Genomic DNA, 20,690 nt, shown 5'->3' on the forward strand with positions numbered 1-20,690 from the left:
TTAGGAATCCAATTGTTGTGCGACTTCCCAGCTGTGGCCAGCAGGGTCGACGAAGTTAGCAGTACGCATGCCCCAAGGGCGGTTGATGGGGCCGGCCAGCACGGTCACGCCGCGCTGCTGCAGATACGCGCAGACCGCGTCCACATCCGGCACCCAGATGCTGATCTGGAAGCGCGAACCGGCGTCGCGCTGCGCCACCATGCCCGGCGAGATAATCTCCGGCGCGCTGCGCGTGTGCAGCAGGTTGACGATCAACTGGTCGAACTTCAACGCGGCCGATACCGCGTCCTCATACACTACCGGCACGCCGAACACGTCGAGATAAAACGCCTTCGCCGCCGCCACGTCTTCGACGAACAGGCTGATGGCGCTGATATGGTTGAGCGGAGATGCCATGATGCCTCGCTGTGTGTAGACTTATTTTGCTGGTTGATACTTCGTCAGCGTAATTTCGGCCGCGCCCTGCTGCGGCATCACCCGTTCAAGCCGCCATGCCAAAGTAATACCCGGAGCAACCGACTGGCCGCCTCCCGTGCTGAATCGGAAGTAGTACACCTCGCCGCTTTTAACATCAAGGGGCAGCTCCACTTTCTGCACAGGAACGCCCGGCAGTGCCTCGAACAGACTGAAGCTACTCCATTGCTCCATAATCTGATGGCGTCCTTCCGACAAATAGGTCTGGGTATAGCCGTTATTGCTGAGGTCAACGAGAGGTTGGCCATCGATAAAGAAATGAGCATCGCGTGCCGCCAGCACAAATCCACTAGGACGATAAATATAGACCAGTGCTTTGCCTGCGGGCGCCGACGCTGCTTCCTGAAAAGCCGGACCGCTTGCGGCGCAACCGGTTAATGCCAATGTAGCAGTAGCCATCACAGCGATAAAAATAGATTTCAATATAGTCCTTAGATTTTATTCAGATTACTCAGGCTTGCGGTATTTTTGCATCACGTCACCGAGGCGGCCGCGGTGCGAGTCCAGCCAGCTCCACAGCGCCTCGACTTGCTCGTGATGGGCGCGGTAATAATTGGCGTTGAAGGCCAGCCACAGCCGGGTGTTGATCAGCGGCTGCGGCAGCTGCACCACCGCGCCGCGATAGCGTTTCAGCGTCGCCGCCAAGTGCTCGGGCTTGACCAGGTTGACCACCACCCCGTCCACCCGGCCCAGCTTGAGCTTCTCGATGTTACGCTCCAGGTCGCGGGCGCCATCGTCCAGCGTCAGGCCGGATTCGCGCAGGCGGGCGTTGTAGCCATTGCCTTGCACCGAACCCAGCACCTTGCCGCGAAAGTAGTCGTTGGGATTGGTGCTGGCCGGAAGCTTATCCTTGACGCGCACCAGCACCACCAGCGTGTTGTGCAGCGCGCGGTTGCGGTCGACGTTGCCGTCCTTGTCGCGCGGCAGCGCGATCTCGGCCGCGTAGCTGGGCTGCTCGCCCAGCGGCGTCATGTCGATGTCGCCCGCCTCCAGCGCCACCCGCAGCCGCGCCACCGGCAGGCGCACCAGCGTCGGCAGGCAGTTGAAGCCGGAACCCATCACCGCGTTGCGGATCAGGTCGACCGCCGCGCCCGGCGGTTCAGGCACTTGCTCGCCCTCGCCTATCCAGTACGGCGGACGGTTCTGGTCCATATAACCAACCCGCAGCGGCGTGCAAAGGCCTGCGCCATGCGCAATCGGGACAAGCGTGGCCAACATCAGCAGTATGCCAGCACGGATCGTCATGGATGACTCAGTGTTCGGGAGGTTTGGGCGCCAGCGGCGGCGGTGCGGCAGCCTGGCCTTTGCCGACGATCTGGATGAAGATTTCGTTTTGCTTGATCATGCTGAGCTCGTAGCGAGCACGCTCCTCCACTGCGCCGGTGCCGTCCTTGAGGTCGCGCACTTCGGAGTCGAGCTTGGCGTTGCGGGCGATCAGTTCCGTGTTTTTCTTGTGGGCGGTGTCGACCTGGCCCTCGAAGTCCTTCACGCGCAGCCATCCCCCCTTCCCCAGCCAGAGCGGGTACTGTATCAACAGCAGCAGGGCTGCCAGTGCGAGGGTGATCAAACGCATGGAGTCGACAGCGGCCGGAGCTAGTCCGGCCGCGCTTGCTTAATTACTTCAGATTATAGAACGCGTCGCGGCCTGGGTAGGAAGCGATATCGCCCAGATCTTCTTCGATACGCAGCAGCTGGTTGTACTTGGCCATGCGGTCCGAACGCGACATCGAGCCGGTCTTGATCTGCAGGGCGTTCATGCCAACGGCGATATCGGCGATGGTCGAATCTTCGGTCTCGCCCGAACGGTGCGAGATCACGGCGGTGTAGCCGGCGCGCTTGGCCATTTCGATGGCGGCGAAGGTTTCGGTCAGGGTGCCGATCTGGTTGATCTTGATCAGGATCGAGTTGGCGATGCCCTTCTGGATGCCTTCTTTCAGGATCTTGGTGTTGGTGACGTACAGGTCGTCGCCCACCAGTTGGATCTTCTTGCCCAGTTCCTTGGTCAGGATCGCCCAGCCGTCCCAGTCACCTTCGTGCATCGCGTCTTCGATCGAGATGATCGGGTACTTGTCGCACCAGGTCGCCAGCAGGTTGGTGAACTCGGTGGAGGTCAGGCTCAGGCCTTCGCCTTCCAGCTCGTACTTGCCGTCCTTGTAGAACTCGGAAGCAGCGCAGTCCAGGCCGATGGCGATCTGGGTGCCTGGCTCGTAGCCGGCTTCTTCGATCGCCTGGATGATCAGCTTGATCGCTTCTTCATGGTTGGCCAGCGATGGCGCGAAACCGCCTTCGTCGCCGACGGAGGTGCTCAGACCCTTCTTGTGCAGGATCTTTTTCAGCGTGTGGAACACTTCGGCGCCGTAGCGGACCGCTTCCTTGAAGGAAGGTGCGCCGACTGGAATGATCATGAATTCCTGGATGTCCAGGTTGTTGTCGGCGTGCGCGCCGCCGTTGATGACGTTCATCATCGGCACCGGCAGTTGCATCGCGCCCGAACCGCCGAAGTAGCGGTACAGCGGCAGGCCGGCTTCTTCAGCGGCGGCTTTGGCCACCGCCATCGACACGGCCAGCATGGCGTTGGCGCCCAGGCGGCCTTTGTTTTCGGTGCCGTCCAGGTCGATCAGGGTGCGGTCCAGGAAAGCTTGCTCATTGGCGTCCAGGCCCATGATGGCTTCCGAGATTTCGGTGTTGATGTTCTCGCAGGCTTGCAGCACGCCCTTGCCGAAATAACGCTTCGGATCGCCGTCGCGCAGTTCGATCGCTTCGCGCGAACCGGTCGATGCACCCGACGGTACGGCGGCGCGGCCCATGACGCCCGATTCCAGCAGCACGTCGCACTCGACGGTAGGATTGCCGCGCGAGTCAATGATTTCACGTCCGATGATGTCAACAATAGCACTCATGTCATTCTCCAAAGTTAGGCGATGCGAAGTCGCTCCGCGTTCTGATGCGCGTTGCGGACGAAATAACGGGAATTGTACCCGGCGCAAGAGCGCCACTCATACGAAAACTCGTACGCCAGGTATGTTGCATTAGTTGAAGCTGTTTTCCAGGAAACCAGCTTTCTTGGTGATGCGGTCCAGCTCGATCAGCGTGGACAGCAACTCCTTCATGCGACCCAGCGGCACGGCGTTCGGGCCGTCCGACAGGGCTTCTGCAGGGTTGGGATGGGTTTCCATGAACAGGCCGGCCACGCCGACCGCCACCGCCGCGCGCGACAGCACCGGTACCATTTCGCGCATGCCGCCCGAAGAAGTACCGTTACCGCCCGGCAGCTGCACCGAGTGGGTCGCATCGAACACCACAGGGCAGTTCGATTCGCGCATGATGGCCAGCGAACGCATGTCCGAGACCAGGTTGTTGTAGCCGAAGGAAGCGCCGCGCTCGCAGGCCATGAAGTTGTCTTCGTTCAGGCCCTTGGCCTTGGCGGCCAGGCGGGCTTTGTCGATGACGTTCTTCATGTCGTGCGGGGCGAGGAACTGGCCCTTCTTGATGTTGACCGGCAGGCCGGACTCGGCGCAGGCGACGATGAAGTCGGTCTGGCGGCAGAGGAAGGCCGGGGTTTGCAGCACGTCGACCACCGCCGACACTTCGGCGATTTCGTCGATCGAGTGCACGTCGGTCAGCACCGGCACGCCCAGTTCGCGCTTGACGTCGCCCAGGATCTCCAGGCCCTTCTCGCGGCCGGGACCGCGGTAGGTGGTACCGGAGGAACGATTGGCCTTGTCGAACGAGGACTTGTAGATGAACGGGATGCCCAGCGCGGCCGTCATTTCCTTCAGCGCGCCGGCGGTATCGAACGCCATCTGGCGCGATTCGATCACGCAGGTGCCGGCGATCAGGAAGAACGGCTGGTCGAGGCCAACGTCAAATCCGCACAGTTTCATGCTGCATCTCCTTGCAGGGCATCGGTGACAGCGTGCAGGCGATTACCGCCGGCGGCCTTGTGGGCCAGTGCTGCCTTGATGTAGGACGTGAACAGCGGATGGCCGTCACGCGGGGTCGATTTGAATTCTGGGTGGTACTGCACGCCCATGTACCAAGGGTGCGAATTCTCGCCGGTACGCGGCAGTTCCATGATTTCGCACAGGTCTTCGGTCGGGGTACGGGCCGCGACCACCAGGCCGGCCGCTTCGACGCGCGGCAGGTAGTGGTTGTTGGCTTCGTAGCGGTGACGGTGACGCTCGGTGACCACGCCGCCGTAGATTTCCGAGGCCAGCGTGCCCGGCTTGACGGCGCAGGTTTGCGCGCCCAGGCGCATGGTGCCGCCCAGGTCGGAATTCTCGTCGCGTTTCTCGACCTTGCCGTCCTGGCCTTGCCATTCGTCGATCAGGGCGACCACGGGCTGCGAGGTTTCCAGGTCGAACTCGGTCGAGTTGGCGTGGGTCAGGCCGGCCTTGTGGCGGGCGTATTCGATCAGCGCCACCTGCATGCCGAGGCAGATGCCCAGGTAAGGGATCTTGTTTTCACGGGCGAACTGGGCGGCCATGATCTTGCCTTCCACGCCGCGCTTGCCGAAGCCGCCCGGTACCAGGATGGCGTCGTACTTGCCCAGCGCGGCGCAGCCGGTGGTCTCGATCTCTTCCGAGTCGATGTACTCGATGTTGACCTTGGATTCGTTGTGGATGCCGGCGTGGCGCAGCGCTTCGGTCAGCGACTTGTACGACTCGGTCAGTTCCACATACTTGCCGACCATGCCGATCGACACTTCGGTCTTCGGATGTTCCAGCGTGTAAATCAAGCGGCTCCAGACCGACAGGTCGGCCGGCGCCGGGTTCAGGTCCAGCGCTTCGCAGATGATCGCGTCCAGGCCCTGGTCGTGCAGCATCTGCGGCACTTTGTAGATGGTGTCGACGTCCCATACGGAGATCACGGCCTGCTCTTCGATGTTCGAGAACAAGGAGATCTTGGCGCGTTCGTCGTCCGGGATCGGACGGTCGGCGCGGCACAGCAGCGCGTTCGGCGAGATGCCGATTTCGCGCAGCTTCTGCACCGAGTGCTGGGTCGGCTTGGTCTTCAGTTCGCCGGCGGAGGCGATGAACGGCACCAAGGTCAGGTGGACGAAGGCGGTGTTCTTGCGGCCAGCGCGCAGACTCAGCTGACGTGCGGCTTCCAGGAACGGCAGCGATTCGATATCGCCCACGGTACCGCCGATTTCGCACAGGGCCACGTCGTAGCCTTCGGCGCCACGACGGATGTAGTCCTGGATTTCGTTGGTGATGTGCGGAATCACCTGCACGGTCTTGCCCAGGTACTCGCCGCGGCGTTCCTTGCGGATCACCGATTCGTAGATCTGGCCGGTGGTGAAGTTGTTCACCTTTTTCATGCGGGTGGAGATGAAGCGCTCGTAGTGGCCGAGGTCGAGGTCGGTTTCGGCCCCGTCGTCGGTGACGAATACTTCACCGTGCTGCATAGGGCTCATCGTGCCAGGATCGACGTTGATATACGGGTCGAGCTTGAGCATGGTGACTTTGAGGCCGCGCGATTCGAGGATCGCGGCGAGAGAGGCGGCGGCAATCCCTTTACCAAGGGAAGACACGACGCCGCCGGTGACGAAGACAAATTTGGTCATTGCAGATGGTGCCGAACGGCACGTGCGGGAAATTGAAATTATACCCTAAAACGTCCGATTCTTCACCTTCCTGCCCGGAAAAATCCGCAACCGGCGGGGAAACTCCTATGAAAGAAAGTGCAAAAATAGCCAGTTTGCCTATCCGCCAGCACTGTGTTGCACCGTACAGACCGGCGCCCTCAACAAGGCAAAAATGACAACTCACTCAATCAGGGAGGTCATGATGAACTACGAAGAACTCGATGCCTTGGGCATGTATGTCGACCACGGCCACAAAGGCCCCGGTCCGGAACTGATGGGCGCCGATACGCTGATCGGCAATCACGTCCACAACCTGCAGGACGAGCACCTGGGCGAGATCAAGGAAATCATGCTCGACATGCGCACCGGCAACATCGCCTATGCGGTGATGTCGTTCGGCGGCGTGTTCACGCTGGGCGAAAAGCTGTTCGCCGTGCCGTGGGAAGCACTGACCCTGGACACCGTCAACAAACGCTTCTCGATGAACCTGGACAAGGAACGCATCGAAGCGGCGCCCGGCTTCAATAGCGACCAATGGCCCAATATGGCCAACCAGACCTGGGCCAGCCAGATCCACACCTACTACGGCACCAGCGGCAACCGCAGCGCCGGCCTCCGGTAATGTTCGCCGCCATCATCGTGCTGGGTAGCGTGGCCGTTGGCGCCGGCCTCGCCGCCGGCTGGCTGTTGCGCCGCCATGCGCGCCGCCCGCAGCGGCTGCAGGCCGGCGTGCCCGTCATGCTCAGCAGCTGGTCCGGCCGGCACGAATCGACGGTGGCGGTGCATTTACGGCGCGGCCAGCGCTAGCAGAAATCGCGGCTGACGGTCGGCAGCCGTCCCAGCAAGTGGGACATGTCGACCAGCCGCTTGGCCACCAGGTGGCGCACCACGCCCTCCTGCTGCCAGACCCCATACACCCCCAGCAACGGCGCGCTCAATACTTCGCGCCGCTGCTGCTCCACCAGCGACGGCCAGATGATGACGTTGACGTTGCCGGTCTCGTCCTCGATGGTGATGAACAGCACGCCCTTGGCCGTGCCCGGACGTTGCCGCACCGTCACCATGCCGCAAGCACGCGCCAGCATGCCGTTGGTGTAGGTGTTGAGCGTGGACGCCGGCAGGAAACGATGCTCCAGCAGCTTGGGGCGCAGCAGCGCCAGCGGATGCCGGCCCAGCGTCAGCCCGTGCGAGCGGTAATCGCCCAGTATTTCCTCCCCTTCCGTCGGCGGCTTCAGCAGCGGGATTTCCTCGTCCGGCGTGGTCGGCCGCAGCAGATCCTTGTCCGGCGTGGCGCCGACCGCCTGCCACAGGGCTTGCCGCCGGTTGCCGGCCAGATGTTGCAGCGCGTTGCCGCCGGCCAGCACTTGCAGGTCGTGGCGGTCCAGGTCGGCCCGGCGCGCCAGGTCGGCCACGCTGGCGAACGGTTGCGCGGCACGCGCCTGCTCGATGCGTTCGGCCGCTTCGGCGCGCATGCCCTTCAGCAGCGACAGCCCCAGCCGCACCGCCGGCTGGCCGCGCCGGCCCACCCGCTCCTCCAACGATGAATCCCAGCCGCTGACGGTGACGTCGATCTCGCGCACCTGGACGCCGTGGCGTTTGGCGTCCTGCACCAGTTGCGACGGGCTGTAGAAGCCCATCGGCTGGCTGTTCAGCAAGGCGCACAGGAAGGCGGCCGGCTCGTGGCACTTGAGCCAGGAACTGGCATAGGTCAGCAGCGCGAAGCTGGCGGAATGCGATTCGGGGAAACCGTATTCGCCGAAGCCTTCGATTTGCTTGCAGATCGCGTCGGCGAAATCCGCCTCGTAGCCACGCTCGCGCATGCCGTCCTTGATGCGCTGCTCGTACTTGTCCACGCCGCCCTTGCGCTTCCAGGCCGCCATGGCGCGCCGCAGCTGGTCCGCCTCGCCCTCGCTGAAGCCGGCGGCAATGACGGCGATCTGCATCACCTGTTCCTGGAAGATCGGCACGCCCAGCGTGCGGGCCAACGCTTCCTCCAGCCCGGGCGGGCAATGCACCTTCTCGCGTTCCATGCGTCGTTGCAGATACGGGTGCACCATGCCGCCCTGGATCGGCCCCGGCCGCACGATCGCCACCTCGATCACCAGGTCGTAAAACTCCCGGGGGCGCAGGCGCGGCAGCATGCTCATCTGCGCGCGCGATTCGATCTGGAACACGCCGATGGTGTCGGCCTCGCACATCATGTCGTAGGTGGCCTCGTCCTCCTTGGGGATGTCCTGCATCCGGAACGGCGCGCCGCGCCGCGCGCTGACCAGCGCCAGCGTGCGCCGCAACGCCGACAACATGCCCAGCGCCAGCACGTCCACCTTCATCAGGCCCAGTTCCTCCAGATCGTCCTTGTCCCACTGGATCACACAGCGCCCTTCCATCGTGGCGGCCTCGATCGGCACCAGCCGCGACAGCTTTTCATGCGAGATGACAAAGCCTCCGGGATGCTGCGACAGGTGGCGCGGGAAGCCCAGCAAGGTCACCGCCAGCGCGGCCCATTGCTGCGCCAGTTGCGATTCCGGGTCCAGTCCGCATTCGGCCAGCCGGCCCAGCAGGTCGTTGCGGCTGTCGAACCAGTGGTGCGCCTTGGCTACCTTTTCGACGATCGCCAGGTCCACACCCAGTGCCTTGCCGCTGTCGCGCAGCGCGCTCTTCGGACGATAGCTGATGACGACGGCCGCCAGCGCGGCCCGGTCCGCGCCGTATTTTTTGTAGATGTACTGGATCACCTCCTCGCGCCGCTGGTGCTCGAAGTCAACGTCGATATCCGGCGGCTCGTTGCGCTCCTTGGAAATGAAACGCCCGGTCAGCATATTGCTGCGCTCGGGATCGACCTCGGTCACGCCGAGGCAATAGCAGACCACCGAGTTGGCCGCCGATCCCCTGCCCTGGCACAGGATGTTTTGCGAACGGGCGTAGCGGACAATATCGTAGACCGTCAGGAAGTACGGCTCGTACGTCAGATCCGCGATCAGCTCCAGCTCCTTCTCGATCTGCCCGCGCACCTTGTCGGACACGCCGGCCGGAAAGCGCCGCTGCGCGCCGGCATACACTTCCTGCCGCAGATAGCTGGCCGGCGTATGGCCTGCTGGCACCAGCTCGCGCGGATATTCATAGCATAGCTGGCTCAGATTGAAATTGCACTGCTGCGCGATATTCAGCGTTTCCGCCAGCGCCTGCGGCGGATACAGGTTCGCCAGCCGCAGCCGCGAACGCAGGTGCTGCTCGGCGTTCTGCGCCAGCGCGTAGCCGCACTCGGCCACCGGCTTGCCGACCCGCACCGCGCACAAGGTGTCATGCAGCGGCTTGCGCGAGCGCACGTGCATGCAGACATGCCCCAGCGCCACCACCCGCATGCCATGCTGCAGCGCCACCTCGTCGATGCTGAGGCGGTGCGCCTCGTCCAGCGCGCGCTGCAACAGGTTCAGGCCCATCCAGCTGCGGCCCGGAAACGTCACTTCCATCCACGCCGCCTGCGCATGCAGGCGGTCGACATCGTCCGGCTGGAACGCCGGGTAATGCGGCAGCAAAATCATCAGGCAACCGGGCAAGCCCTTCAAATGGGCGTAGGCCGGCGGCGGCGCGGCCAGGTCGGCCGGCGTGAGCAGGTAGCTGCCCTTGGCGACCCGGTTGCGCCCTATCGTGATGAGTTCGCAGAGATTGCCGTAGCCCTCGCGGTCCTGCGCCAGCGCGATCAGCGACAGCGCCGGGCTGCCGTCCGGGTTCTTCAGATGGAAATGGCTGCCGATCAGCAGCGGCAGATTGGCCGCCTTGGCCTGGGCGTGAGCGCGCACTACGCCGGCCAGCGAGCATTCGTCGGTGATCGCCAACGCGGCGTAGTCCAGCTGCACGGCGCGCGCGACCAGCTCCTCGGCGCTGGAGGCGCCTTGCAGGAAGGAGAAATTGGTCAGGCAGAACAGCTCGGCATATGCCGGCAAGCCTTGCGTGGTCGGTGTGGTGATCGGCATCATGATACTGTGTTTTTATACAGTATAATACACCGTACGCCAATCGCTACCTGATAGATGAAGCAATAATTGGCTAAAACTATGGCACTACGTAGCATTACGTAGTGCCGACGCCACTCTGGCGCGGCAAAACAACAGTAAATAAAGTTTGAATGCAAAATTATCAAAAAAGTCATGTGCTAATGAGCTATTTGACTAGAATCGGTTTTTTCACGGGAGAGAAAACTTGTTCGCCAACACGCCATTACGTCATGCAGTACTGCTCAGCCTTTACGGCGCAGCCGCCCTCAGCCTCGCACCATCCGCTTTCGCGCAGACCGCACAGGAAGCCAAGCCAGACACCACCATGCAATCGGTCAGCGTAGTCGGCTCGCGCCGCGCGACCACTTCGTCCACCGACACCGTGGTGCCGGTCGACATCATTCCGATGAGCAAGTCCACAGAACAAGGCGGCCAGTTCGACCTGGCGCAAACGCTGACTTACATCTCGCCATCGTTCAACTCGACCCGCCAGAGCGGCTCCGACGGCGCCGACCTGGTCGACTCCGCCGCGCTGCGCGGCCTCGGTTCCGACCAGACCCTGGTGCTGGTCAACGGCAAGCGCCGCCACACCACCGCGCTGGTCAACCTGTTCGGCGCGCGCAACCGCGGCAACACCGGCACCGACATGAACACCATCCCGCTGCTGGCGATCAAGGACGTGCAGGTGCTGCGCGACGGCGCCGCCGCCCAGTACGGCTCGGACGCCATCGCCGGCGTGATCGACATCGGCCTGAAGAAAAGCAAGGGCTGCGAAGCCGTCGCCGGTTTCAGCGAATACTCCAAGCGCGACGGCAAGAACTACATGACTTCGGCCTACTGCGGCTTCGAGATCGGCAACGGCGGCGTGCTCGGCATCACCGGCGAATACCTGGACCGCGGCCGTTCCAACCGCGCCGAAGCGGACAACCCGCGCATCATCGGCGACACCAAGACCAAGAACCAGACCATCTACCTGAACGGCGAACTGCCGACCACCGGCGCGGGCAAGCTGTACTTCACCGCCGGCGGCCAGACCCGCAACGCCTCCAGCGCCGCCTTCGCGCGCGGCGGCATCGGTTCCGACGACATCCCGAGCCGCAACTCGGCGGCCATGTACCCGAACGGCTTCGTGCCGTTCATCAACGCCGACATCGACGACCAGTACGCCATCCTCGGCCATCGCGGCACGGTGGGCGACTGGAACCTGGATGTGTCGCAGACCTATGGCTACAACAAGATGCGCTACAACATCAGCCATACGATCAACGCCTCGATCGCCAACAAGGACTTGCTGGCCGGCGGCAAGGGCATCAGCCCGGACCGCTTCGACGCGGGCGGCTTCTCGTTCCAGCAGCTGACCACCAACCTCGACCTGAACCACTACTACGACGGCCTGGTCGGTGACGGCCTGAACGTCGCCTTCGGCGGCGAGTACCGCAGCGAGAACTACAAGATCTTCGCCGGCGAGCCGGGCTCCTACAACGACGTCGACGGCATTGGCTTCGGCGGCAACGCCGGCAGCCAGGGCTTCCCCGGCTTCCAGCCGGCCGACCAGGTCAACGCCAAGCGCCACAGCACCGCCGCCTACCTCGACCTGGAAGCGGACCTGAGCAAGACCGTCAAGCTGCAGGGCGCGCTGCGCTACGAGAAGTTCAGCGACTTCGGCTCCACCGTCACCGGCAAGCTGGCCGGCAGCGTGCGCGTGGCCGACAGCGTGCTGCTGCGCGGTTCGGGCAGCACCGGCTTCCGCGCGCCGTCGCTGCAACAAGTTTATTTCTCGTCGACCTTCACCGACTTCATCGGTGGCGTGCCGACCGACGTGGTGCTGGCGCCCAACGGCGGCGCCGTCGCCAACGCGGCCGGCCTGCCGAAACTGAAGGAAGAAAAGTCGACCAGCTTCACGCTGGGCACCACCTGGACGCCGAACGCCGCCGTCTCCGTGACCGCCGACCTGTACAACATCAAGATCAAGGACCGCATCGTGCTGTCGGGCCGCTTCAATGCCGACACCTACCCTGACCTGGCAGAGCGCCTGGCCAAGCTGGGCGTGGGCGAAGCGCAGTTCTTCGTCAACTCGGTCGACACCAAGACCCAGGGCCTGGACCTGACCGCGTCGCACAAGACCAACTTCGGCTCCAACAAGCTGACCACCTTCCTGGCGCTCAACGTCAGCAAGACGGAAGTGACCGGCATCCACGCGCCGGCTGCGCTGAAAGGCTTCGAGGACGTGTTGCTGTCGGAGAAGGAACGCCTGTACATCGAGCAAGGCGCGCCGCGCTCCAAGGCCACGCTGGGCTTCGACTACGTGACCGGCCCATGGGAAAGCGACCTGAAGATCATCCACTTCGGTCCGCAGACCTTGGGTACCTTCGACGGTACGGCTGGCGGCGTGCCTAACCAGCACTACGAGTCGAAAACCTCGGCCGACCTGAGCTTCACCTACAGCATCAACAAGAACATGAAGTTCACCTTCGGCGGCAACAACATCTTCAACGTCAAGCCGACGTCGCAGAACGCCGACCAGACCGACAACGGTTTCAAGTATGAAAGCGTGCAGTTCGGTTTGAACGGTGCTTCGTACTTCGGCCGCCTGTACGTCAAGTTCTAAGCTTCCCGCTACTGGAATCGACGGCGCCTTCGGGCGCCGTTTTCATTTGCGGCGGCCGTAACGTTTGCTTACACATCGCTAACTTAATCCAACCCGCGGTCGTTCTACACTGCCTACATCTTAGGCACAGGAGCGTTTCATGCGCCGCGCACTCTTACTCATGTTGTTACTTCCCCTGCTGCAAGGCGCTCTGGCCTATGCCGCGCTGGGCACGGCTCCATCCAATTTCGGTACGACGCCGGTCAGGCAGGGCGCACGCAGCCTCGCGGCGGCCAGTAGCGATAGCACGGCGGTCTACACCGTCAGCCAGAGCACGCTCGATAGCGGCACCGTCGTGCGCGAATATGTGAACACGCAAGGCACGGTGTTCGCCGTCAGTTGGAGCGGCCCGGCCCTACCCGATCTGCGCACCCTGCTGGGCGACAAGTTCGCGGTGCTGACCGGCGCCGCCGGCAAGCGTCCCAAGGCGGGCCACTCGCAGCTGGCGGTCGAGCAATCGGACCTGGTGATCGTCTCCGGCGGCCACATGCGCGCCTACGCCGGCCATGCGTGGATACCGAGCGCGCTGCCGGCGGGCTTCGATACTTCCACCATCGAATAGGAATACGCGCATGGTCCGTTTCCTCCCCCTCGACCGGCTGCTGCATCGCACCGGCGCGGCCTTGCTGGCCGCTTCCAGTTCGACCTGGACGATCTACCTCGCCGGCGCATTGCTCGCGCTGATGCTCAGCGCCTGCGGCGGTGGTGGCGGCGACAGCAGCACCGCCACCACCACCAGCCAGGCTGCCGCCGCCGTCACGCCGGTGGTCAGCATCAGCGCCACGCCGACCGCCACCACCGTCGGCCAGGTCATCACGCTGAGCTGGAGCGTCAGCAATCCCAGCACGACCGGCTGCACCGCCTCGGGAGCGTGGAGCGGCGCGCTGGACAACAGCGGCTCGCAGACCGTCACCGCCGGCGCGGCCGGGACCGCGTTCTACACCGTCACCTGCAGCGGCGTCAGCAAGACCACCAGCGTGGTCATCAGCACGCCGCCGCCCTCGCCCACCGTCAACCTGACACTGGCGCCGGCCAGCATCACCACCGCGCAGACTTCGGTGCTGAGCTGGTCGTCGGCCAACGCCAGCAGCTGCACCGCCAGCGGCGCCTGGAGCGGCGCCAAGGCCACGTCGGGCTCGATCAACATCGTGCCCAATGCGGCGGGCAATTTTGTCTACACCCTGTCCTGCACCGGTGACGGCGGCAACGTCAACGCCAGCGCCGCGCTCAGCGTGACTGCGCCACTGAGCAACAGCACCGCCATCGTGGTCGACAGCGGCCCCACCGGCATCAACGGCTCGATCAATATTCCGTACGTCAGCGTGACGGTGTGCCAGCCTGGCACCAGCACCTGCCAGACCATCGACCACGTGCTGCTCGACACCGGCTCCTACGGCCTGCGCCTGCTGGCGCCGCTCGACGCGGCGCTGAACCTGCCGGCCGTGAAGACGCCGTCCGGCGCCGACGCCGGCGAGTGCGCCAAGTTCATCAGCGGCTACACCTGGGGCGCGGTGCGCCAGGCCGACGTCAGGCTGGCGGATGAAAAGGCGGCCGGCATTTCGATCCAGGTGATCGCCGACAGCGGCGCCAATTACGCCGCCACGCCGTCCAGTTGCAGCAGCGCCGGCAACAACCTCGGCACGCTGGCGGCGATGGGCGCCAAGGGCATCCTCGGCGTCGGCCTGTTCAAGCAGGACTGCGGCGACAGCTGCGCCAAGTCGGCGGTCAGCGGCGCCTACTACGCCTGCACCAGCAACGGCTGCACCGCCAGCAGCATGGCGCTGGCGTCGCAGGTCAGCAATCCGGTGGCCTCGTTCGCGGTCAACAACAACGGCGTGCTGCTGGTGCTGCCCAGCGTCGGCACGGCCGGCCTGACCTCGGTCAGCGGCACGCTGATCTTCGGCGTCAACACCCAGAGCAACAACACCATCGCGAGCGAAACGCTGTACAAGACCAACAGCAGCGGCGATTTCAGCACCACCTACAAGGGCAAGACCTACAGCGCCAGCTTCATCGACAGCGGCTCCAACGGCTACTTCTTCAGCGACAGCACGATACGCACCTGCTCGGGAGGGGATTTCTATTGCCCGGCCGCGACGCTCTCGCTCAGCGCCACCAACGCCGCAGCCGACGGCAGCGCCAGCGGCGTGGTCAACTTCAACGTCGCCAACCTGGTGCAATTGGCGTCGACCATCTCGGCGGCGCAGGTCGGCGGCACGGTGGGCAGCGGCACCAACGCGGGCAATTACTTTGATTGGGGATTGCCCTTCTTCTACGGCCGCCGCGTGTTCGTCGTGTTCGAAGGGGGCGCCGTCAACGGCAAGAGCGGGCCGTTGTGGGCATATTAGACGTCACACAGTGCCGGCAGCGCCCGATAAGCGCTGCCGTCAGAGCCGCTGTTGTGGTCCATCTTTTGGGTAGCTGCCTACCTTCTCTCCGTGGGTGTCTGGTCGAAGGATGATGCATCTCTGCGCGCACCGGCGTTTGTGACGCCGGTACGAATTGCCAGAATAGCGAGCGAGGTCTGGGCGGTATCGCGAAATCACGACAAACCCCTGTTAAATCGCGCCAATTGTTTGCGTTTTGTCACGACCATGTCATGCGCGTTGGGTACAGTCGCCACCTTGAATTTTCTTAATTTGAGGGTGCAATGAAAACAAATCTGGTGATGTTGGCTGCGTTGACGGCAGCGGGTCTGGTTGGCTGCGGCGGCGACTACACGGCGCCCCCGGCGATCGCGGAAGGCACGACCGTCACGCTGGCGCTGATGGAAACCACCGACATCCATGCCAATGTGATGAGCTACAACTACTACTCACTGGCGGAAGACACCAGCCTGGGCCTGGAACGCACCTCGACCCTGGTCAGCGCGGCCCGCGCGGAAAACCCGAACAACGTGCTGCTGGACGACGGCGACGTGATCCAGGGCACCCTGCTGGGCGACCTGCAAGCGGTCACCAAGCCGATCGCCTGCACCGACACCATGGCCGTGCACAAGGTCATGAACGCCATGAAGTACGACGGCGGCGGCTTCGGCAACCACGAGTTCAACTACGGCCTGCCGTTGCTGAGCCAGATCACCAATACCGACTTCGGCATTCCGGGCGTGAGCAAGCCGACCGGCACCTGCGGCGCGCCGGCCTTCCCGCTGGTACTGACCAACGTCACCGGCGTGGCCAGCAGCAAGCCGATCGTGCAGCCGTACACGCTGCTGCCGCGCACCTTCACCGCCACCAAGCTGGATGGCACCAAGGTCGACGTCAAGCTCAACATCGGCATCATGAGCTTCGTGCCGCCGCAGATCCTGGACTGGGACCAGAAGAACCTGGCCGGCAAAGTCGCCGTGACCGGCGTGCAGGAAGCGGCCAAGCAGTACGTGCCTGAGATGCGCGCCAAGGGCGCCGACCTGGTGGTGGCGCTGTCGCACGGCGGCCTCGACCCAAGCGCCTACAGCCCGAAAATGGAAAACGGCAGCTATCACCTGACCAGCACCGGCATCGACGCGCTGCTGATCGGCCACTCGCACCTGATCTTCCCGAAAGGCAAAGAGACCGGCGCGGCCGCACTGGATCCATCGTTCGCCGCCTTCCCGGCCAGCGCCAAGATCGACGCCGTCAACGGTTTCGTCAACGGCGTGCCGACCGTGATGGCGCAAAGCTGGGGCCGCCGTCTGGGCATCATCAAGCTGACCTTGGTCTTCACCGGTGGCAAGTGGGTGGTGCAGCAGGATAAGACCAGCGTGGAATCGCGCGGCTTCAAGTACACCGATGGCGCCACCATCGTCAAGGCCGATCCGGCCATCGCCCCCATCGTCGCCACCGAGCACGCGGCCACCATCGCCTACGCCAAGCAGCCGCTGGGCGTGACCACCGACTTTGAGATGTCGGCCTACTTCTCGCTGGTCGGCGACGTCAGCGCGATCCAGCTGGTCAACCAGGCGCAGCTGGACTACGTGAAGAAATTCATCGCCGCCAGCACCGATGCCACCATCGCCAGCTACAAGAACATTCCGGTGATCTCGTGCAGCGCGCCGTTCAAGGCGGGCCGCAACGGTCCTTCCGACTTCACCGACGTCGCGCCGGGCGCCAGCGCCGCCGCGCCGGTCGGCCTGCAGGTACGCAATCCCGGCGACCTCTACCTGTACAGCAACAACAACCTGCAGGCGGTCAAGATCAAGGGTTCCGACCTGAAGGCCTGGCTGGAAACGGCGGCCAAGCAGTTCGGCCAGATCGATCCGGCCAAGACCACCGAGCAGGACCTGGTGCCGACGTATGGCACGATCTACAACTACGACGTGTTCTACGCCGAAAACAACGCGCTGACCTACCAGATCGACGTGACCAAGCCGGTCGGCAGCCGCATCGTCAACCTGACCTACCTGGGCAAGGCCGTGGCCGATGGTGACGACTTCATCGTCGCCACCAACGACTACCGCGCGGGCGGCGGCGGCGCCGTGCCTGGCATCGACGGCAGCAAGACCATCATCAAGTCGCCGGACGCCAACCAGACCGTGGTCAGCAACTACCTGACGGCGCAAGGCGCGGCCAGCGGCAAGGTCACGCTGGCCGGCAACGGCAGCGCGCGCAGCTGGAGCTTCGTCAAGGTGGCGACCGCTGGTCCGGTGATCCTGCGTTCGGCGCCTGGCCACCTGGCTTTGGCGAAGAGCAGCGGCATCACCGCCGTGACGGCCGAAGGCGCGCTGGACGCCAGCGGCTTCGCCAAGTACTCGGTGGATCTGAGCAAGTAAATCGAGCGTGGTGCGCGGGGCCGGTGAACGCCGGCCCCGCTTATCGTGAGGTCCTTATCATGCAAGTTAAAAATTATCCCGGCGTAGCGTTGATCGGTCTGTTGACCTGCGTGTTCCTGTTCGGCTGCCAGCTGCAACAGGAAAAGCCGAACTCGGCGCAAATCGAGACGGTGGGCATGAAATCCATGCAGCAGGCCGACGCCAGCGCCGAGCGCAAGCTGATGGCGTGGTCGGCGCAGAACATGCCGGTGGCGCAGCGCGAGCTGGCGTTGCTGTATCAAACGCGTCCGGAGCAGCGGACGGAATCGCTGAAGCTGTTCGAGCAGGCCGCGCGCGGCGGCGACGTCGATGCCGCCTACCAGCTGGGCGAGATGCTGCGAGTGGGCGTGGTTGGCGTGCCGGCGGCACCGGCAGACGCGGCGCCGTGGTACGCCATGGCGGCCAAACAGAATCACGCGCGGGCGGCGCTGATGCTGGGCATGCTCTACAAAAACGGTGACGGCGTCGCACGCGACGATGGTCAAGCCGCGCACTGGCTGAGCATCGCCAGCGAGCAGGGCAATCCACACGCGATGTTCCTGCTCTCCTACATTTACCGGGAAGGCCGCGGCGTCGCGCAGGACGGCGCCCAGGCCCGCCACCTGCTGGAAGAAGCCGCCGAACACGAATATCCGCCGGCAATCCAGGAGCTGGCGATGACGGTGCAACTGGGCGACGCCCTCAGCCCCAAAGACGAACGCCGCGCCGGCTACCTGCTCAAGGAAGCCACCGAGCACCGCCACAACAACTGGAATCGCTTCTAAGAAACCCAGGGTCAGGTCCCCCATTTGTTCACGGCCTCGACCGTAACTGTCATTACGCTTCAGCTCGTGCGCAAATGGGGGACCTGACCCCGGATGGTTGGCGGCAACGTTGAGCAACGCACAGACTGCCATTGATCGCGCTCCTAGACTGGGTATGCAGTATCCCCCAATCATTCGCCACGCAAGGAGCCGACATGAGAACCACCGCCCGCCCGCAGGACAAAATCCCCAAGCCTATCCCGACCGAGACCGATGTTCAGGATGCGATCACGCTGCTGATCGAAGACCATGAGCACGTCAAGTCGCTGTTCGAACAGTACGAAGAGCTGGGCGACCGCGCGCATGTCAGCAAACAGAAACTGGCCCTACAGATCTGCACCGAGCTGACCAAGCACGCCACCGCCGAAGAGGAAATCTTCTACCCCGCCGTGCGCGCCGCGACCAAGGATGACGACATGCTCGACGAGGCCGTCGTCGAGCACGCCTCGGCCAAAGACCTGATCGCGCAGATCATTTCAATGGAGCCCACCGACGATCTGTACGACGCCAAGGTCAAGGTGCTGTCCGAACTGATCGACCATCACGTCAAGGAAGAAGAGACCGAGATGTTCCCCAAGGCCCGCAAGGCCAAGCTGGACCTCGATGCGCTGGGCGCCGCCATCGCCGCGCGCAAGGAGCAGATCGAACTGCCTCCGCACTAACGCACTAGGCCTGGCTCATCCAGAACGCCAGTTCCTTGGCGCGGTTGCCGCTCTTCCAGCCGGTCAGCGGCTGGAAGATGGATTTCGGATCGCCGCCGTTCGACAGGAAAGCGCGCCACGCGAAGTGGTCGTACACGCCTTCGATATGCACCGCATACGCCTGCGCCAGCGCCTTGTCGCCACGGATGATGACCAGGTTCTCATCGTTCTTGCTGGACGCCGCCGGCGAGAAGTTGTGCGACCCCGTCACCACCACGCAGTCGTCGGAGAAGGGATCGATCACCAGCGTCTTCGAATGGATGATCGCGTTCAGTCCGGCACTGAGGTACATGCTGCGCTGGAATTCTTCCAACGCCCAGGCCGGCAGGTTGGCCGGTGGCGCGCCGTCCGGCTTCAACACTTCGTTATGGAAGCGATTCAGGTCGGCGCCGTTGGCGATCACCTGCGCGTTGTGCTCGGTAACGACGCCCTTCTCGCTCTGCGTCACCGCCGACACCACGCCGCGTATGTAGGGCCCGTCCGCTTCGGCCACGCGCGCCAGCAGCGCCTGCAACAGCGGCGACTGCCCCGGCATGAACATCAGGAACAGCACGCCCTGCTTGGCGTTGGCGATCGCCTCCAGCACCGGCGCGAATTCCGCCTGGGCCTTGGTGGCGGCGAACAAGGTCGTCACCTTGCCGTCGTCGGTGGGACGGCCGTTTGCGACGCGCAGCTCGTCCGGCATATCGTCGCCCACTTCGGCCAGCTTGCGCCATTGCTGGTAGAAACGGTCGGCGGTGACGGGACGCTCGATCACCAGCACGTTGTTCAACTGAGTGCACAGGCCGGTGGTGGTCCAGTTGGTGCTGCCGGTCAGCACGCGCTGCGCCTGGCCGCCTGCAACATCGACCTCGACCACGAACTTGTTGTGCACGCTCGGGCTGGACGCGCCCTTGTGCGACAGATCGCGATGCTTGACGATGACGCCGGCCGCCTCCAATTCGTGCGCGGTGTCGTCGAAGGTGGAACTGCCGTTACCCAGCAACAGATGGCAGCGCTCGCCAAAAGCCTTGAGACCGGCGATCAGCTCAGGATCGTTGAGCTCGTACAAGGCCGCGTAGATGTGGTTGCCGCGACGGTCGGCGCTGGCCATGAAATCCAGCAGCGCATGACGGGCCTGGCCCGCCAGGTAGCGACGCCCCGGATAACCGGGCTCGGCCAGTTGCGCCTTCAAGGCCTTCAGCGATTTGACGCTGACTTCGCCACCGGCCAGCCGCGTCACGACCTGCGACATGATGGTGCCGCGATTGAAATAGACGGCCACGCCTTCCGACGGCTGTTCCGCCGCCTGCGGCGCCACCCAGTCCGAGGCCTCGTCCTCGCGCAGCACGAAGCTGCTCGCGCCGGCCGCGCCGGCCGCCATCGGCGTCACCCGGTAGGCGGCCTTGCCGGCCTGTTCGACGTCGTGGTCCACCCACATGCAGCGGCGTATCGGCGAGGCGGTGGAGGCGATGCCGCCGGCCGGCACGGCCGTCCCCGCCGAGCTGGCGGGAATGCGGTTGTTGAGTACTTTGATGCTTCCGGTCAGCAAATCCTTGCGTTCCAGGCGGAAGCCGACGATGTCATCGGTCCAGGGTTCTGGCGTCCAGGCCAGCAAGGCATCATCGGAATTGGCGATCACTTGAAGATGAGCAGGCATAACTCCTCCGGTGAGAAAGTTTGCGGAAAGTCAATGCACTATAGTTCGTAATCTG

At 63.8% G+C, this 20,690-nt stretch carries 17 protein-coding genes; 8 read left to right on the top strand and 9 right to left on the bottom strand.

The window, feature by feature from the left end; translation table 11 throughout:
* From V6M89_RS24055 to V6M89_RS24085, 7 genes are all read right to left on the bottom strand, one after another.
* On the bottom strand, positions 1-396 hold the full coding sequence (locus V6M89_RS24055; protein ID WP_332855568.1) for a VOC family protein: 396 nt from the start codon (positions 394-396) through the stop codon (positions 1-3).
* Between the two features lie 21 nt (positions 397-417).
* Entirely contained in the window at positions 418-897 is a 480-nt protein-coding gene (locus V6M89_RS24060; protein ID WP_332855569.1) for a DUF2846 domain-containing protein, read from the bottom strand.
* A gap of 24 nt (positions 898-921) precedes the next feature.
* On the bottom strand, positions 922-1,719 hold the full coding sequence (locus V6M89_RS24065) for a hypothetical protein (protein ID WP_332855570.1): 798 nt from the start codon (positions 1,717-1,719) through the stop codon (positions 922-924).
* Between the two features lie 7 nt (positions 1,720-1,726).
* Positions 1,727-2,047: a cell division protein FtsB gene (gene ftsB, locus V6M89_RS24070; protein ID WP_332855571.1), complete on the bottom strand. Its 321-nt coding sequence runs from the start codon at positions 2,045-2,047 to the stop codon at positions 1,727-1,729.
* Positions 2,048-2,090: 43 nt separating this feature from the next.
* Positions 2,091-3,374: a phosphopyruvate hydratase gene (gene eno, locus V6M89_RS24075; protein ID WP_332855572.1), complete on the bottom strand. Its 1,284-nt coding sequence runs from the start codon at positions 3,372-3,374 to the stop codon at positions 2,091-2,093.
* Positions 3,375-3,503: 129 nt separating this feature from the next.
* Complete coding sequence (gene kdsA, locus V6M89_RS24080) at positions 3,504-4,358, bottom strand: 3-deoxy-8-phosphooctulonate synthase (protein WP_116990293.1); 855 nt, start codon at positions 4,356-4,358, stop codon at positions 3,504-3,506.
* A complete protein-coding gene (locus V6M89_RS24085; protein WP_332855573.1) occupies positions 4,355-6,043 on the bottom strand; it encodes a CTP synthase in 1,689 nt (562 codons plus the stop codon). The genes kdsA and V6M89_RS24085 overlap by 4 nt, the downstream gene beginning before the upstream one ends.
* A 223-nt stretch (positions 6,044-6,266) precedes the next feature.
* On the opposite strand from V6M89_RS24085, the gene V6M89_RS24090 reads away from it, so the two are divergent.
* Both V6M89_RS24090 and V6M89_RS24095 read left to right on the top strand, forming a co-directional pair.
* Complete coding sequence (locus tag V6M89_RS24090) at positions 6,267-6,686, top strand: PRC-barrel domain-containing protein (protein WP_332855606.1); 420 nt, start codon at positions 6,267-6,269, stop codon at positions 6,684-6,686.
* Positions 6,686-6,871 carry a hypothetical protein gene (locus tag V6M89_RS24095; RefSeq protein WP_332855574.1) on the top strand — a complete coding sequence of 62 codons (186 nt, stop codon included), beginning with the start codon at positions 6,686-6,688 and terminating at the stop codon, positions 6,869-6,871. Before V6M89_RS24090 ends, V6M89_RS24095 begins: the two co-directional genes overlap by 1 nt.
* Here V6M89_RS24095 and V6M89_RS24100 read toward each other — a convergent pair.
* Positions 6,868-10,041, bottom strand: a complete 3,174-nt coding sequence (locus tag V6M89_RS24100; protein ID WP_332855575.1) for an error-prone DNA polymerase — start codon at positions 10,039-10,041, stop codon at positions 6,868-6,870. The genes V6M89_RS24095 and V6M89_RS24100 overlap by 4 nt on opposite strands.
* 223 nt (positions 10,042-10,264) lie before the next feature.
* Here V6M89_RS24100 and V6M89_RS24105 point away from each other — a divergent pair, with 223 nt between their 5' ends.
* From V6M89_RS24105 to V6M89_RS24130, 6 genes are all read left to right on the top strand, one after another.
* Complete coding sequence (locus V6M89_RS24105; protein ID WP_332855576.1) at positions 10,265-12,667, top strand: TonB-dependent receptor plug domain-containing protein; 2,403 nt, start codon at positions 10,265-10,267, stop codon at positions 12,665-12,667.
* A gap of 139 nt (positions 12,668-12,806) precedes the next feature.
* Positions 12,807-13,268: a DUF2844 domain-containing protein gene (locus V6M89_RS24110; protein WP_332855577.1), complete on the top strand. Its 462-nt coding sequence runs from the start codon at positions 12,807-12,809 to the stop codon at positions 13,266-13,268.
* A 10-nt stretch (positions 13,269-13,278) separates the two neighbouring features.
* The gene (locus tag V6M89_RS24115; RefSeq protein WP_332855578.1) at positions 13,279-15,054 is read left to right on the top strand and encodes a DUF3443 domain-containing protein; all 1,776 of its coding nucleotides are present in this window, start codon (positions 13,279-13,281) and stop codon (positions 15,052-15,054) included.
* A gap of 302 nt (positions 15,055-15,356) precedes the next feature.
* A complete protein-coding gene (locus V6M89_RS24120) occupies positions 15,357-17,453 on the top strand; it encodes a bifunctional 2',3'-cyclic-nucleotide 2'-phosphodiesterase/3'-nucleotidase (RefSeq protein WP_332855579.1) in 2,097 nt (698 codons plus the stop codon).
* Positions 17,454-17,512: 59 nt separating this feature from the next.
* A complete protein-coding gene (locus tag V6M89_RS24125) occupies positions 17,513-18,256 on the top strand; it encodes a tetratricopeptide repeat protein (protein ID WP_332855580.1) in 744 nt (247 codons plus the stop codon).
* A 194-nt stretch (positions 18,257-18,450) separates the two neighbouring features.
* Entirely contained in the window at positions 18,451-18,957 is a 507-nt protein-coding gene (locus V6M89_RS24130; protein ID WP_332855581.1) for a hemerythrin domain-containing protein, read from the top strand.
* 4 nt (positions 18,958-18,961) lie between these two features.
* Here the strand turns inward: V6M89_RS24130 and V6M89_RS24135 are convergent, their stop codons facing one another.
* Positions 18,962-20,635, bottom strand: coding sequence for a phospholipase D-like domain-containing protein (locus V6M89_RS24135; RefSeq protein ID WP_332855582.1), 1,674 nt, complete (start codon positions 20,633-20,635; stop codon positions 18,962-18,964).
* Between the last annotated feature and the right edge of the window lie 55 nt (positions 20,636-20,690).

Origin of the sequence: Duganella sp. S19_KUP01_CR8 (genome assembly GCF_036688705.1) — a bacterium.
In the GTDB taxonomy this organism is placed as follows: domain Bacteria; phylum Pseudomonadota; class Gammaproteobacteria; order Burkholderiales; family Burkholderiaceae_D; genus Rugamonas.

What these genes read in the sequence shown, in the direction of transcription:
- V6M89_RS24135 (WP_332855582.1), bottom strand. Translation starts at nt 20,635, where the DNA reads ATGCCTGCTCATCTTCAAGTGATCGCCAATTCCGATGATGCCTTGCTG.
- V6M89_RS24085 (WP_332855573.1), bottom strand. Translation starts at nt 6,043, where the DNA reads ATGACCAAATTTGTCTTCGTCACCGGCGGCGTCGTGTCTTCCCTTGGT.
- V6M89_RS24110 (WP_332855577.1), top strand. Translation starts at nt 12,807, where the DNA reads ATGCGCCGCGCACTCTTACTCATGTTGTTACTTCCCCTGCTGCAAGGC.
- V6M89_RS24065 (WP_332855570.1), bottom strand. Translation starts at nt 1,719, where the DNA reads ATGACGATCCGTGCTGGCATACTGCTGATGTTGGCCACGCTTGTCCCG.
- V6M89_RS24120 (WP_332855579.1), top strand. Translation starts at nt 15,357, where the DNA reads ATGAAAACAAATCTGGTGATGTTGGCTGCGTTGACGGCAGCGGGTCTG.
- V6M89_RS24130 (WP_332855581.1), top strand. Translation starts at nt 18,451, where the DNA reads ATGAGAACCACCGCCCGCCCGCAGGACAAAATCCCCAAGCCTATCCCG.
- ftsB (WP_332855571.1), bottom strand. Translation starts at nt 2,047, where the DNA reads ATGCGTTTGATCACCCTCGCACTGGCAGCCCTGCTGCTGTTGATACAG.
- V6M89_RS24095 (WP_332855574.1), top strand. Translation starts at nt 6,686, where the DNA reads ATGTTCGCCGCCATCATCGTGCTGGGTAGCGTGGCCGTTGGCGCCGGC.
- V6M89_RS24100 (WP_332855575.1), bottom strand. Translation starts at nt 10,041, where the DNA reads ATGATGCCGATCACCACACCGACCACGCAAGGCTTGCCGGCATATGCC.
- V6M89_RS24055 (WP_332855568.1), bottom strand. Translation starts at nt 396, where the DNA reads ATGGCATCTCCGCTCAACCATATCAGCGCCATCAGCCTGTTCGTCGAA.
- V6M89_RS24090 (WP_332855606.1), top strand. Translation starts at nt 6,267, where the DNA reads ATGAACTACGAAGAACTCGATGCCTTGGGCATGTATGTCGACCACGGC.
- V6M89_RS24125 (WP_332855580.1), top strand. Translation starts at nt 17,513, where the DNA reads ATGCAAGTTAAAAATTATCCCGGCGTAGCGTTGATCGGTCTGTTGACC.
- V6M89_RS24115 (WP_332855578.1), top strand. Translation starts at nt 13,279, where the DNA reads ATGGTCCGTTTCCTCCCCCTCGACCGGCTGCTGCATCGCACCGGCGCG.
- kdsA (WP_116990293.1), bottom strand. Translation starts at nt 4,358, where the DNA reads ATGAAACTGTGCGGATTTGACGTTGGCCTCGACCAGCCGTTCTTCCTG.
- eno (WP_332855572.1), bottom strand. Translation starts at nt 3,374, where the DNA reads ATGAGTGCTATTGTTGACATCATCGGACGTGAAATCATTGACTCGCGC.